Raw genomic sequence first — 12,895 nt, 5'->3', positions numbered from 1 at the left:
AATATGAGAACAATGTTTGACTTAAATAAGATTGATGGTCAAGGGGGTAGAGTGGATACGGTAAACCAAGAGCCGAAAAAAACGGCTATTAATGCTATTGAAGTGCGCGATTTGAATTTTTACTATGGCGCATTTCAGGGATTAAAAAAGATTAACTTAGATATTGAGCAAGGCAAGGTAACTGCTTTTATTGGTCCATCAGGCTGTGGAAAATCCACCCTATTGCGAACACTAAATCGGATGTATGACCTCTATCCAGGTCAACGTGCTGAAGGCGAAATTAACTTCTACGGTCAGAATATTCTAGAGCCTGGACAGGACCTGAACTTATTGCGTTCTCGAATTGGTATGGTTTTTCAGAAGCCAACTCCATTTCCAATGTCTATTTATGAAAACATTGCTTTTGGTGTTCGTCTCTATGAAAAGCTTTCCCGCTCTGAAATGGATGAGCGCGTAGAGTGGGCATTGAATAAGGCGGCCTTGTGGAATGAGGTGAAAGATAAGTTAAACCAGAGTGGTTTATCCCTTTCTGGTGGTCAACAGCAGCGTTTATGTATCGCACGTGGTGTAGCGGTCAAGCCTTCAGTGATTCTTCTGGATGAACCAACATCAGCTTTGGACCCTATTTCTACTGGAAAAGTGGAAGAGTTGATTCATGAGCTCAAAAAGGACTATACGATTGCGATCGTGACTCATAATATGCAGCAAGCAGCGCGTGTATCTGACTATACGGCCTATATGTATTTGGGCAGCATGATTGAGTACGGCAAAACGGACGAAATATTTATTAAGCCTAAGCGTAAAGAGACCGAAGACTACATCACCGGCCGCTTCGGTTAATTGGAGAAATATATGCCAGATAAACACCTATCATCACAATTTGATGCCGATCTCAATTCTCTTTCAAGCCGCTTGCTTGAAATGGGTGGCTTAGTCGAATCCCAAATCGCAACAGCGATGCGTGCTTTTACCCAAATGGATCTCGATACCTGCAATGTAGTGATCGAAAATGAAAAGTTAGTCAATGACTTAGAGATTCAGATCGACTTGGCTTGTACTGAGCTGATTGCACGTAGACAGCCAACAGCTCGAGACTTGCGTTTAGTAATGGCAGTTTCTAAAGCAATTACCAATCTAGAGCGTGCTGGTGACGAGGCTGAGCGCGTTGCTAAGCGCACTAAGCGCTTAATTGAATCCGGCTTGCCACACAATATTAACGTTGCAGAAATCCGTCTTTCGGGTCAAATGGCAATTTCCTTATTGCGTCGTAGCCTTGATGCTTTTGCTCGTCTAGATACGATCGCAGCCGCTGATGTGGTCCAGGAAGACCGTCAGATTGACGAAGAGTTCAGAGGCTTTGTTCGTAAGCTCATCACCTATATGTCTGAAGATCCACATATGATCAGTACAGGCTTGGATATGCTGACGATTGCGAAGGCAATTGAGCGTATCGGTGATCACGCCAAAAATATTGCAGAGTTCGTCATCTACATTGCTAAGGGGTCTGATGTACGTCACATCCCGCATGAAGATTTAGTTCGCGAAGCCAACAGACAATAATTAGGGGCCCCTAATAATGACTCACCGCATACTCATAGTAGAGGATGAGCCATCAATTGCAGAATTGATTGCGATTAACCTGTCACATGCAGGCTATGAAGTTGAAAAGGCCATGCAAACCGATCTCGCATTGATGATGATGAATGATCAGCTGCCTAATCTGATCATTCTGGATTGGATGTTGCCTGGCAAATCTGGCGTCCAGTTTGCAAAAGAGCTGCGCTCTAATGAACGCACTAAGGCATTGCCGATTTTGATGCTGACCGCCAAAAGTGAAGAGTCTGATAAGGTTCTTGGCTTGGACTCAGGCGCCGATGATTACGTTACTAAGCCATTTTCTCCAAAAGAATTAGTGGCTAGGGTGAGGGCAATTCTACGGAGGCAGATGCCGATCGAAGATACCGGTCCGCTGACTGTTGGCCCATTAAAGTTGGATCCAAGCTCTCATCGTGTGCTGGCTATCTGGCCAAATCAGGAGCATAAATCCATTGCTCTTGGGCCAACAGAGTTTCGATTGCTCCAGTATTTCATGGCTAATCCTGAGCGTGTTCACTCTCGGGGCAGCTTGCTAGATAAGGTGTGGGGTAGCGAGGTTTATATCGAAGAAAGAACGGTTGACGTTCATATTAAGCGCTTAAGAGCAGCCCTCGCTCCGTTTGACTGTGACCGCTATATTGAGACAGTGCGTGGTAGCGGCTACCGAATTACCAAGACTCCAACCGAATCTTAAGCCCGTATTTCTCTATTTTATTGGGAATCTCCAGGGATTTTTGGAGATGCTCTAATATTGCATCATGTTATCTGTGCTCACCCGTTTCTTTGTCATTATTTGCGTCGCATTTGTATTGGCGTTCACAACATTGTCTTTATGGGGTGCGCAGTGGGCTATCGCAGTGGGAATATCTGTACTCTCCATTCCGCTGGTCTACGCTTATATCAACTTAGCCCGCCTGAGAAAATATACCCTTGCTGATTCTGTTGAAAGCATGCCCTTACCCAGTGGCTTTTGGGAAGAGGTATTTTTTAGGCTTCAGCGTCTCGTCAGAAACCTAAAGCAACATATCCGAAGTATTGAGCAGCAACACGAGCACTTTATTGAGGCATTCCAGGCCTCCCCCAATGGAATTGTCATGCTCGATGAGAGCGACCAGATTGAATGGTGTAACGGTATTGCGGAGAGATTCTTTGGGCTCATCTTTAAACGCGATGTCATGCAGCGCATTAATTTTTTGATACGACGCCCAGAATTTATACAGTATTTAAATAAGCGTAATTTTGATGAGCCTTTGCTAATGGAGCGCATGGGGCCCGATGGTAGCTTGAGTTTGATGTTGCAAGCTTTCCCCTTTGGTCAAAAGCGCAACCTTCTTTTGATTCAAGATGTAACTGATTTACAAAAAGCCGATGCGATGCGGCGTGATTTCGTAGCCAATGTTTCTCATGAAATGCGTACACCGATTACTGTATTAATGGGCTTTCTGGAGACCGTCCAATCCCTGGAGCTTAAGAAAGATCAGCAGGATCAATACTTTGAAATGATGATGTCGCAGGCACAGAGGATGAAGAGTTTGGTTGAGGACTTATTGACCTTGGCAAACCTCGAGTCAAATGCATTGCCAGCCACAAATACGGTAGTCAAAGTCGAGACTTTAATGGCGCTGCTGAAGAATGATGCTGAAGCGCTTTCTCAAGGTAAGCATGCATTTAATTTTGTTGTGAATTCCAAACAGAATTTAATGGGTGATGAAAGAGAAATTCTTTCTGCATTCAGTAATTTGGTATCTAATGCTATTCGCTACACGCCTGATATTGGTTCTATCGGTGTTGAATGGAATGTTAACGAGCAAGGGCAGGGTGAGTTCTCGGTTACTGATACGGGTCCAGGCATTGCATCTGAGCACTTATCAAGATTAACTGAGCGCTTCTATCGTGTAGATCGAAGTCGGTCAAGAGATACGGGTGGAACTGGTTTGGGATTGGCTATCGTGAAGCATATTGCCAATCGGCACCAGGCTCAGCTGGTAATAGAAAGCACTCCGGGAAGAGGTAGTAAATTTATGCTCCGCTTCCCTAAAGAGCGCGTTACTTCTTAAGCATTAATCTTTTTTCTTTTTCTTCTTCTTTTTGGATTCTTTAGGTAGCTTCTCGGCTTTGCCGTTGGCATAAAGACACCAAACCTTAATTTCCTCAAGCAGTTCTACTAGATCTTCATGGGGTAGGTTTTTTAAGTCTGCCAATCCAATGCTGCCAGACTCTTGTAATTGTTTTACAGCGTCTTCGTATAGGTATTTGCTCATATTTTTTCAACTAAGGATCAGGATGGAGCCAATCCTAGCAAACTAATATGACAAAACTGCTTTTTGAGGCCTCAATACGGGTTTTAGTCTGGATCGCTAGATACTTCGGAGCTCCGCTTGATCCCATTAAGCCTGGCGACAAACCTTTCAAGGGGACCACCAATGACTAATGTCAGTAGGATGGCGCCCAAGCTAAGACCTCCCAGGGCAAATTGGCCCGCCCCAAAAGCAGCGCCAATTAAGGCGCAAGACCAAATACTTGCTGCTGTAGTTAGGCCGTGAATTTTTTGTAATCTTTGTTCGCGAATAATGACGCCAGCACCTAAAAATCCTAGGCCTGTAATCAGACCTTGCAAAACACGACTGACTGATTGCGCATCATCTTGAACAAAATCACTAATGAGTAATACTGCGGTTGCAGAACCAATGGCTACTAGCGAATGTGTACGAATGCCTGCGGGTTTGTGATGAAGCCAGCGATTTAGGCCCAGTATGGTGCCTACTAACAAAGCCAAACCTAGTCTTAGGGCAATGGCCCCATATATTTCCCATTGAGTCATATGACTTCCCTTTAACAATCAGACTTCTTATAACTTCAGTGTATATCAGATGCTTTGATTGGTCACAAATAAGCCATCACCTTGACATGTTTCAAAGTCACACTAGTCATGAAGGTGTTTTGGAATAATTCTTTAAACAAAGGGATGACGCGATGAAAAAATTTCTTATGATGGTTTGGCAAGCATGGTACGAGGCAAGACGGGCTTATGCAAAGCGCTACGTCTTTCATAGGCTAGGTAGTTGATTTGAATGCCAGCTTTATTGGGCTTTTCGATTTATATATTAATAAAACTGCCATAAATTACGCCTAATATTGATCTTAACTTTATACATAAGAATGCATTCCAAATGACTGAGAATCTTGTTAAGTATCTTCCTTTGGCGCTCAGAATTGGTGTCGATGGAAAATCCACAATTGAAAAAATTGAGAAAGAAATCATTTCTCAGAATCAACCATTAGATTCTCATCAAAATCAATTTTTGATGGATGGGAGATTTTCTCTTCGTCTTGACGAAATTATTTAATCCAATTGAAGTGCATAAATATTAATGAGTAATCAGTACAATATTTTATTTTTATGCACTGGCAACTCCGCAAGATCCATTCTTGGTGAAGTATTGGCAACCACTCTAAGCCATGGACGATTTAGAGGGTATTCAGCTGGATCTAGGCCATCAAAGTATGTGCATCCAATCGCATTGGGTATTGCCAGGCAATTAGATTACCCACTAGAGCTGCTGAGTAGTAAAAGCTGGGATGAGTTTGGAGTAGATGGGGCTGTACGTATGGACTTCATTATTACGGTCTGTGACTCTGCTGCTGGTGAGGAGTGCCCTTACTGGCCCGGCCATGCTGTTAGCGCCCATTGGGGGTTTGCTGATCCTGCCGCTGTAGATTCAGGGGATGTAGCCATGCTAGATGCATTTAGGCAGGTCGAAATGGGGCTGCGAAATCGCATTGAACTACTCATGGATTTACCCATAGATAAATTAGATCATGTGCAAATTAAGGATGAACTACAGTCCATTCATCATCGCCTAAAGTTTAGATAGGCAATAGCATCGAATAAAGGGTTAAGATTGAATGTAACCCTTTTGAGGAATCTGATGTCTATAGAGAAAAAGCCAAAATTTGCTGTTCTTAGGTCGGTAGAGTCTTTTAGTAATCCTAGGCCCAGCATCAAAAAGCGCATGGCAGATGGTAAAGCCTTGCGAAAAAAGGTCAGCATTGCTCAGCAGGGTATCTATACCCCCCCCAAAACACCGAATTGACCCTGTCACCATTCTGGAGAATCAAGCTAAGACTCGAATTGAGTCGCTGATCCCGATTCGTTATGAGCGCATGCTGCAGTCGCCCTTTGCATTTTATCGAGGGGGAGCCGCCATCATGGCTCAAGACTTAGCTAACCAACCATCTACCAATATCACGGTTCAGCTATGTGGAGACATGCACGTATCTAATTTCGGCTTGTTTGGAACTGCCGAACATCGACTGGTATTTGGTATTAATGACTTTGACGAAACTTTGCCTGGTAGTTGGGAATGGGACCTCAAACGTCTTGTTGCAAGCGCAGTCATTGCCTGTGAAAGCAATGGTGGCGACAAAGTATTAAGTAAAAAAATAGTATTGCGTATTTGCGCTGAGTATCAAAAGCGGATGGCTCAATATGCGCATATGCCTTATTTGGATTTAGCTCAAGAATTTATTAGTGATTCAGAGATACGTAAGCATTTTTCTAAAGAACATCAAAAGCAAATTGATGTTTATTTAAAGCAGACTAAAGGGCAGGGCAATATACAAGTACTGCAAAAACTGACTACGCTTGTTGGCAAAGATAGAAAGATCATCAACAAGCCTCCTTTAATTGAGCATTTCAAAGGGAGTGCTTACGGACAACCTCTAAGCTCTCTTATTAATAGGGCCTTGTTAAATTATTCAAGTACTTTACTAGCTGATCGCAAGATTCTATTCGAGCGCTACTTTTTAAAAGATTTTGCACGTAAGGTGGTTGGCGTAGGTAGCGTGGGGACTAATTGCTTGGTTCTTTATTTTGAGGGTGATAGTGAAAATGATCCCCTGTTCTTGCAATACAAGGAAGCTCAAAAGTCTGTCTTGAGTCCTTATCTTGGGGCATCCATTTATCGTGATATGGGTCAGCGTGTGGTGGCTGGTCAGAGATTACTTCAGGGTGCTCCAGATATCTTTTTAAACTACGGCTCGGTACAGTTTGATATAGACAATAGCGAGGGATTTTACCTTCGCCAACTACGCGATATGAAGGGAGGTATTCCGATCGGTCCTGGCGGCATCTCTCTAAAGAACTTTGCCGACTATTCAAAATTGTTCGGCTGGGCTCTTGCCCTGGGTCACGCTCGCTCTGGAGATGCGGCTGAACTTACCGGTTATTGTGGTGAATTAAAAGAATTTGGCGAGGCAATGTATTCCTTTGCAAGATCCTATGCAAAGCAGAATGAGCAAGACTTCGATTTATTTCGTAAGGCGGTCAAATCGGGTAGATTGAAAGCGGCTAAGAAAAAAGCAGCCCTTTAAGGCCTATCAGGGCGTAGTCATGAGAGTGTCACTTTATTGGTGGATATTGTAGCTTCCCTAAGCTTATTCACCATTTCGACTCTATGAAAACTCCCCGTCTTATCAGGATTGCCTCCTTCATTTTTTTTGGATCAATTGCAGGATTTATCCAAGCTGCAGCTATCTATCCAATCGACCAAGCTGCCATTTTGGCTGGATCTAAGTTTGATATCAAGATTGAATTTAATACCGTCATTAATCTTGGGGATGCTGAGATCGAACTCAATGGCGCACCAATAAATAAAATTATTAGCGCCCAACCCGAGTTTATTTCTAATGAAAATGGCAAAGGTAGCTCCATCCTGTATCGAGAGGTTCAGTTAACTAAGGCTGGTAAATATCAAATCGTGGCTCGAGCACCCCAGGAGCGTTTGCAAGTAAATTGGGATGTATATGCAACTGGTCCTCGCCGCGTAAAAAATGTGATTCTATTTATTGGCGATGGTATGACGATTGCTAACCGGACAACCGCAAGAGTCCTCTCGAAGGGAATTCAAGAGGGCAAATATCAAGGCAGATTGGCATTTGACGATATGCCCAGTACAGCCATGATAGGTACTTCAGGGTCTGATTCACTAATTACAGACTCTGCAAACTCTATGAGCGCATACACAACAGGGCATAAGACAGCAGTGAATGCCATGGGCGTTTATGTATCCCGAGCTAGCGATAATCTCTCGCATCCCAAAGTGGAAACCATTGCAGAGCTGATCAAGCGCAATACCAAGATGGCAGTAGGCATTGTTTCTGATGCCGAGTTGGAGGATGCAACCCCGGGCGCCATGGTATCTCATACTAGGCGTAGAGCAGATAAACAATATATTGCTGATCAGCTCTTATCTAGTGGCGCTGAAGTCATCCTAGGCGGTGGCTCTGCCTATTTTTATCCGCAATCCACTAAGGGCTCAAGACGTAAGGATGAGAAGAATTTGGTTGAAAACTTCAAGTTGAAGGGCTATCAGTTAGCTTTTACAAAACAAGAATTACTTTTAGCATCAGAGAGTAAAGGTACAAAAAAACTATTTGGCGTCTTTCATCCAGACAATATGGATGGATCGCTGGATCGTTTGTATCTGAAAAAGAATACGGTTGAACAATTTCCCAATCAGCCCGATTTAACCGAGATGACCCAATCTGCCATTGATGTGTTATCCAGAAATCCCAATGGATTTTTCTTGATGGTAGAGGCAGCTTTAATTGATAAGTTCAATCACCCTCTTGATTGGGAGCGAGCTGCATTTGATACCATCATGCTTAGTAATGCCGTACAAATCGCTAAGGACTTTGCTAAAACGCATCCAGATACTTTAATCATCGTGACGCCTGATCATACTCACAGTGGATCCATTAGCGGGGTAGTGCATGATGACAAGCCTGGACCTTTACGTGAAAAGGTGGGTATTTACGCCGAGGCCGGCTATCCAAATTATCCAAAAGCAGATATTCAGGGTTACCCAAATAAGATCGATGTATCTAAGCGCATTGCCTTCTTTTATGGTAACTACCCCGATCACTATGAAACCCTACATCCTAAAATGGATGGCACTTTTGTTCCTGCCGTTAAAGATGATTCTGGTAAATATGTAGCTAATCCAAAATATCTTCAGCTTCAGGAGGATGCAATTCATGTGGGCGGTAATTTGCCATCGCACCAAGAGTCTGGCGTTCATACGGCAGATGATGCTGTTCTGAATGCCATGGGCCCCGGCTCAGAAAACTTCAAGGGCTTTATGGATAACACGGAAGTGTTTAAGATAATGGTGCAATCCTTAGGTTTAGGATCAAAATAATTTTGGATTAAAGCTGCCATGGAATTCATTAACAACATTAACTATGGATCGCTGACCGATACGAGCGTCAGCCTCTGCGCTGCTTTTATTTTGGGGGGATTAATTGGTTTAGAGCGCCAATACCGCCAACGGACTGCGGGCTTAAGAACAAATATTCTAGTTGCTATCGGAGCTGCAATTTTTGTGGACGCTGGCAATCGCCTCACTGGTCATGATGGGGCTGTTCATGTGATGGCTTATGTTGTTTCTGGAATTGGCTTTTTGGGCGCCGGTGTCATCATGCGAGAAGAGGGCAACGTCAGGGGTATCAACACTGCCGCTACTTTGTGGGCATCGGGCGCAGTGGGTGCATGTGCAGGGGCTGACTTAATTTTAGAGGCTTGCCTAGCTACTGTTTTTGTTCTGGCAGCCAATACCTTACTTCGCCCAGTAGTCAGCTTAATTAATAGGCAGCCCCTAGATACCGAAGCGGTAGAGGTGACTAATTCGGTATATATCATCACTCCTAAGCATGCTCAAAAGCATGCCTTAAAGCAATTTATTAAGACGCTCGAAGAGGCAGGCTATCAAACCCAAGATATTGAAGTGCATCAATTTGGCAGCGATGATGTTGAAATACAGGCCGTTTTAACTGCATCGGCTGTTGATGGCGATGAGATGGATCAGTTGATCGCTAAGATTGCTGATCAAGAATTTGTTACCCAGGCGTTCTGGAGTCCCAGCACAACCGACTAAGCCATTTATTTATTGACACAATATTGAAATATTTCTGGTTCAGTATTGCGATGTGAATAAGACCAACTATCTCCAATCTATCGTTACCTGCCCCCATTGCCAGGCTTCCGAGCTTATTAATTCCGAAGAGGGTGCTCAGCACTTGTATCGCTGCCGCTCATGTAGCGCTATCTTGAAGCCAAAATCTGGCGATTGCTGCATTTTGTGTAGCTTCGGTAATCGAGATTGTTCTAGCTCAGAGCAAAACTTAGCAGCCTAAACAAGGCTCATATATCCCAGCCACTAAGGCTTGCTGTTGATTTCATCAGGATGTCATGGTTTTTACATAAAATAGACATAATTGATACAGCATTCCATTTTTGGGGAATATTTTGGCCAGCAATCCCGTAGATCCTTTAGTTCATTCAGAAGACCTTGTTGCTGCGGTCGACTTGGGATCGAACAGTTTTCGCATGCTGGTGGCCCAAGCAGTAAATACCCCCTCTGGCACACAGTTACGCCCTATTGATACCTTGCGTGAGACAGTCCGCCTGGCTGCTGGTCTGACTGAAAATAAATTGCTTGGTAATGATGCCTATCAACGGGGTTTGATTGCTATTCGGCGCTTTGGAGAGCGCATTCGCGGCTTTGATCCTGCCAATGTTCGAGCGGTGGCAACTAATACTTTGCGCGTTGCTAAAAATTCTCAGCAATTTATTGAAGATGCACAAGTAGCCCTAGGGTTCCCGATTGAAGTCATTGCTGGGGTTGAGGAGGCACGGCTGATTTATATCGGAGCGGCGCATGAGGTTCAGGCTGTACAGGGTAATAGATTGGTGATTGATATTGGCGGTGGTTCTACTGAATTTATTATCGGCAAAGGCTATGAGCCTAAGTTGATGGAAAGCCTTTATATCGGCTGCGTATCTCACAGTATGCGATTTTTCCCTAAGGGAAATATTGATGCTCATGCCTTTAAGGAGGCTGAGTTGGCAGCTCGCCGTGAAATACAGGTTATATCAGGAGCTTATTTAAAAAGTGGTTGGAAGCAAGTTATTGGCTCTTCCGGTACCGCTAGAGCTTTAGCTGATCTCATCGGAAATAATCATTTCAATGGAAGTGGCGATGGCTTAATGATGGGCCGCGTCAATAGCTCGAGTGGAATGATTACCCGTGAAGGCCTTAAGAATCTCAAAAAACACCTTCTCAAGTATGAACATGTAAATCAAGTAGAGCTAGAGGGTCTGAAGGATGACAGAAGATCTGTGTGGCCAGGCGGTTTAGCGATTATGTTGGCGGCATTCGATGAATTAGGCATTGAAGAGATGGAGGTAACGGACGCTGCATTGCGAAGTGGTGTCTTGTATGACTTACTTGGCCGATCACAACATCACGATATGCGCTATGTGACTGTAGAGCAATTTATGCAACGCTACACCGTCGATCGAGAGCAGGCAGATCGGGTTGGTAAATTAGCTGCAGATTTTTTACAGCAATTGCCAAAACCTGAATCGGAGAGCAGGGCGGATAACGTGGCGTTATTGCAGTGGGCAGCCAATTTACATGAAATCGGCTTATCAATCTCCCACAACGGTTATCACAAACATTCTGCCTACATAGCGGGCAACGCTGATATGCCGGGATTCTCTAAAAATGATCAGGCCAGGCTTGCCGCATTACTCATTGGGCATACTGGCAAGCTAGGCAAGTTGGCGAATAATGCTAGCTTTGAAGATTGGCGCATGCTCTTTTGTTTGCGACTGGCTCAAGTGCTGTGTCGCGGCCGAAATGACACCAATTTTCCTAAAGTAAAAGTTTCTGAACACGATGGTTCGTATTTAGTTAGCCTTCCAAAGGAATGGGTTGCCGAGCATCCCTTGACTGAATTTAGCCTTCTGAAAGAGGCGGCAGAATGGGAAAGGGTAGGGCGTTCTTACCAAGTTAGCTTTAAGTAGGGATACATCTCAGAATGAAAAAAGCCACTTCAATGCGAAGCGGCTTTTTCTTTAAGAGTCGATGCTTGAATATTACAAACCTAGAAAATGCTTTGCGTAACGAGGGTTGATTTCTGAAAGGCGGAGCATCGTCAATAAGTCAGCTGTATTGAAGTCTGGATCCCAGGCTGGGGAGCTGCAAATTTTTGCCCCCAGCTTTAGGTAGCCCTTAATCAATGGTGGAGGCTGCACATCTAAACCACCATTTAGCTTATCAAGAGGCAAAGGCAGGCGCGGGAAGGCATGGAATTCTGTTGGAGCCATTTGATCGTTGCCTAGAGAGTTATAAAGGCTCGCTGCAAAGTGACCACCATCTGCCATTGGAATGCTGGCACAACCAAGCATGATTTCATAACCATTCTTTTGCATATATTGAGCCAAGCCACTCCATAGCGCCATGATGACCGCTCCTGAGCGATAGTCTTGATGCACGCAAGATCTACCAAGCTCAACCAATTTAGGGCGCAGGTGATTAATACGGGATAAATCAAACTCGGAATCAGAATAGAGGCGACCGATTTCTTGTGCCTTATGTGGGGGCAATACGCGATAGGTGCCTACTACTCTCAGGCTGTCTTGATCACGAATCAATAAATGATCGCAATAGGAATCGAATTCATCAACATCTAAGCCTTCAGCGTTCTTAGGAAGATTGGCACCCATTTCTTCGGCGAATACTTTATAGCGCAATCTTTGTGCTTCTTTAATCTCGCTCGGTGTGCTTGCCCAAACAATTTGAAAGGCAGGCTTTTTAGGCTTATCAATCTGAACCGCAGGAACAGGAGCTACTTCTCTGAGCTCAGCCCTTGTTTTTGTCACAAACTTCTTACCAAACAGCTTTTTGGCCAACTTTTTAGAGAGCTTTTTAAACGGGTTTGGCTTATTTCTTTTTAATGCTTTGACTTTCTTGGGGGTGAAAATCTCAAATGAACCAATTGGATTAGGGATATCAGACATGGCTAGCCTTAGTAGGTAATTAAAGTTTCAGGAGCAAAGGGATGCAGACTGCAGCCCAGAGTAGAGCTGCGACAAATAGCGCAAGCATGACGGCGGCACTACCAAAATCTTTTGCTCTTTTGGAGAGATCATGATGTTCGAATGAGATTCGATCGATCGCTGCTTCCACGCTGGAGTTCAATAGTTCAATAACCAGCACCATCATCAAGGAAGAAATGAGTAATGATTTCTCTAGCAGTGTGATCGGCAACAAGAGGGCGACTGGTGTTAGCAAAGCAAATAAAGTCAGCTCTTGTCTAAAGGCGCTTTCTTCCATAAATGCATAAACCAAACCACACCAAGAGTTCTTGGCCGCATGCCATGCTCTGGCAAGGCCTCGATTGCCCTTATGGGGATTCTGATCTATGTGATATGGGGAGTTCAAGTTGGGTC

General features: G+C 44.1%; 15 protein-coding genes. 11 read left to right on the top strand and 4 right to left on the bottom strand.

What is annotated here, in order from left to right; genetic code table 11:
* The first annotated feature begins 3 nt into the window (after positions 1 to 3).
* The 4 genes from pstB to phoR all read left to right on the top strand — a co-directional run bounded on the left by pstB (position 4) and on the right by phoR (position 3,653).
* Positions 4 to 840: a phosphate ABC transporter ATP-binding protein PstB gene (gene pstB, locus ICV90_RS06595; RefSeq protein ID WP_192846867.1), complete on the top strand. Its 837-nt coding sequence runs from the start codon at positions 4 to 6 to the stop codon at positions 838 to 840.
* A 12-nt stretch (positions 841 to 852) separates the two neighbouring features.
* Entirely contained in the window at positions 853 to 1,560 is a 708-nt protein-coding gene (gene phoU, locus ICV90_RS06590; protein WP_072583832.1) for a phosphate signaling complex protein PhoU, read from the top strand.
* Positions 1,561 to 1,576: 16 nt separating this feature from the next.
* Positions 1,577 to 2,290 (top strand): phosphate regulon transcriptional regulator PhoB, encoded by a 714-nt coding sequence (phoB, locus tag ICV90_RS06585; RefSeq protein ID WP_215357307.1) that lies wholly within the window; start codon positions 1,577 to 1,579, stop codon positions 2,288 to 2,290.
* 64 nt (positions 2,291 to 2,354) lie between these two features.
* Positions 2,355 to 3,653 carry a phosphate regulon sensor histidine kinase PhoR gene (gene phoR, locus ICV90_RS06580; RefSeq protein ID WP_215357299.1) on the top strand — a complete coding sequence of 433 codons (1,299 nt, stop codon included), beginning with the start codon at positions 2,355 to 2,357 and terminating at the stop codon, positions 3,651 to 3,653.
* 3 nt (positions 3,654 to 3,656) lie between these two features.
* On the opposite strand, the gene ICV90_RS06575 is transcribed toward phoR, so the two are convergent.
* Together ICV90_RS06575 and ICV90_RS06570 are read right to left on the bottom strand one after the other, a co-directional pair.
* Entirely contained in the window at positions 3,657 to 3,857 is a 201-nt protein-coding gene (locus ICV90_RS06575) for a hypothetical protein (protein WP_072583835.1), read from the bottom strand.
* Positions 3,858 to 3,940: 83 nt separating this feature from the next.
* A complete protein-coding gene (locus tag ICV90_RS06570) occupies positions 3,941 to 4,417 on the bottom strand; it encodes an MgtC/SapB family protein (RefSeq protein WP_215357296.1) in 477 nt (158 codons plus the stop codon).
* A 349-nt stretch (positions 4,418 to 4,766) separates the two neighbouring features.
* Between ICV90_RS06570 and ICV90_RS06565 the strand changes: the two genes are divergently transcribed.
* From ICV90_RS06565 to ppx, 7 genes are all read left to right on the top strand, one after another.
* Entirely contained in the window at positions 4,767 to 4,943 is a 177-nt protein-coding gene (locus tag ICV90_RS06565; protein WP_215357294.1) for a hypothetical protein, read from the top strand.
* A gap of 24 nt (positions 4,944 to 4,967) precedes the next feature.
* Positions 4,968 to 5,471, top strand: a complete 504-nt coding sequence (locus ICV90_RS06560; RefSeq protein ID WP_215357292.1) for an arsenate reductase ArsC — start codon at positions 4,968 to 4,970, stop codon at positions 5,469 to 5,471.
* Positions 5,472 to 5,616: 145 nt separating this feature from the next.
* Positions 5,617 to 6,969 (top strand): DUF2252 domain-containing protein, encoded by a 1,353-nt coding sequence (locus ICV90_RS06555; protein WP_215357290.1) that lies wholly within the window; start codon positions 5,617 to 5,619, stop codon positions 6,967 to 6,969.
* A gap of 83 nt (positions 6,970 to 7,052) precedes the next feature.
* Positions 7,053 to 8,798, top strand: coding sequence for an alkaline phosphatase (locus ICV90_RS06550; protein WP_215357288.1), 1,746 nt, complete (start codon positions 7,053 to 7,055; stop codon positions 8,796 to 8,798).
* An 18-nt stretch (positions 8,799 to 8,816) separates the two neighbouring features.
* On the top strand, positions 8,817 to 9,533 hold the full coding sequence (locus tag ICV90_RS06545; RefSeq protein WP_215357286.1) for an MgtC/SapB family protein: 717 nt from the start codon (positions 8,817 to 8,819) through the stop codon (positions 9,531 to 9,533).
* 52 nt (positions 9,534 to 9,585) lie between these two features.
* Positions 9,586 to 9,792, top strand: a complete 207-nt coding sequence (locus tag ICV90_RS10345) for a GDCCVxC domain-containing (seleno)protein (protein ID WP_305848937.1) — start codon at positions 9,586 to 9,588, stop codon at positions 9,790 to 9,792.
* A gap of 112 nt (positions 9,793 to 9,904) precedes the next feature.
* Positions 9,905 to 11,467: an exopolyphosphatase gene (ppx, locus tag ICV90_RS06540; protein ID WP_256441477.1), complete on the top strand. Its 1,563-nt coding sequence runs from the start codon at positions 9,905 to 9,907 to the stop codon at positions 11,465 to 11,467.
* A 72-nt stretch (positions 11,468 to 11,539) separates the two neighbouring features.
* On the opposite strand, the gene ICV90_RS06535 is transcribed toward ppx, so the two are convergent.
* Together ICV90_RS06535 and ICV90_RS06530 are read right to left on the bottom strand one after the other, a co-directional pair.
* Positions 11,540 to 12,463 carry a GNAT family N-acetyltransferase gene (locus ICV90_RS06535; protein WP_215357284.1) on the bottom strand — a complete coding sequence of 308 codons (924 nt, stop codon included), beginning with the start codon at positions 12,461 to 12,463 and terminating at the stop codon, positions 11,540 to 11,542.
* 19 nt (positions 12,464 to 12,482) lie between these two features.
* The gene (locus tag ICV90_RS06530) at positions 12,483 to 12,887 is read right to left on the bottom strand and encodes a diacylglycerol kinase (RefSeq protein ID WP_083564292.1); all 405 of its coding nucleotides are present in this window, start codon (positions 12,885 to 12,887) and stop codon (positions 12,483 to 12,485) included.
* Between the last annotated feature and the right edge of the window lie 8 nt (positions 12,888 to 12,895).

The organism is Polynucleobacter sp. JS-JIR-II-b4 (assembly GCF_018687815.1).
In the GTDB taxonomy this organism is placed as follows: Bacteria; Pseudomonadota; Gammaproteobacteria; order Burkholderiales; family Burkholderiaceae; genus Polynucleobacter.
This window is presented reverse-complemented; position numbering and strand designations above follow the sequence as displayed.

What these genes read in the sequence shown, in the direction of transcription:
- ICV90_RS06555 (WP_215357290.1), top strand. Translation starts at nt 5,617, where the DNA reads ATGGTAAAGCCTTGCGAAAAAAGGTCAGCATTGCTCAGCAGGGTATCT.
- ICV90_RS06560 (WP_215357292.1), top strand. Translation starts at nt 4,968, where the DNA reads ATGAGTAATCAGTACAATATTTTATTTTTATGCACTGGCAACTCCGCA.
- ICV90_RS06545 (WP_215357286.1), top strand. Translation starts at nt 8,817, where the DNA reads ATGGAATTCATTAACAACATTAACTATGGATCGCTGACCGATACGAGC.
- phoU (WP_072583832.1), top strand. Translation starts at nt 853, where the DNA reads ATGCCAGATAAACACCTATCATCACAATTTGATGCCGATCTCAATTCT.
- ICV90_RS06575 (WP_072583835.1), bottom strand. Translation starts at nt 3,857, where the DNA reads ATGAGCAAATACCTATACGAAGACGCTGTAAAACAATTACAAGAGTCT.
- ICV90_RS06550 (WP_215357288.1), top strand. Translation starts at nt 7,053, where the DNA reads ATGAAAACTCCCCGTCTTATCAGGATTGCCTCCTTCATTTTTTTTGGA.
- phoR (WP_215357299.1), top strand. Translation starts at nt 2,355, where the DNA reads ATGTTATCTGTGCTCACCCGTTTCTTTGTCATTATTTGCGTCGCATTT.
- pstB (WP_192846867.1), top strand. Translation starts at nt 4, where the DNA reads ATGAGAACAATGTTTGACTTAAATAAGATTGATGGTCAAGGGGGTAGA.
- ICV90_RS06570 (WP_215357296.1), bottom strand. Translation starts at nt 4,417, where the DNA reads ATGACTCAATGGGAAATATATGGGGCCATTGCCCTAAGACTAGGTTTG.
- phoB (WP_215357307.1), top strand. Translation starts at nt 1,577, where the DNA reads ATGACTCACCGCATACTCATAGTAGAGGATGAGCCATCAATTGCAGAA.
- ICV90_RS06565 (WP_215357294.1), top strand. Translation starts at nt 4,767, where the DNA reads ATGACTGAGAATCTTGTTAAGTATCTTCCTTTGGCGCTCAGAATTGGT.
- ICV90_RS06535 (WP_215357284.1), bottom strand. Translation starts at nt 12,463, where the DNA reads ATGTCTGATATCCCTAATCCAATTGGTTCATTTGAGATTTTCACCCCC.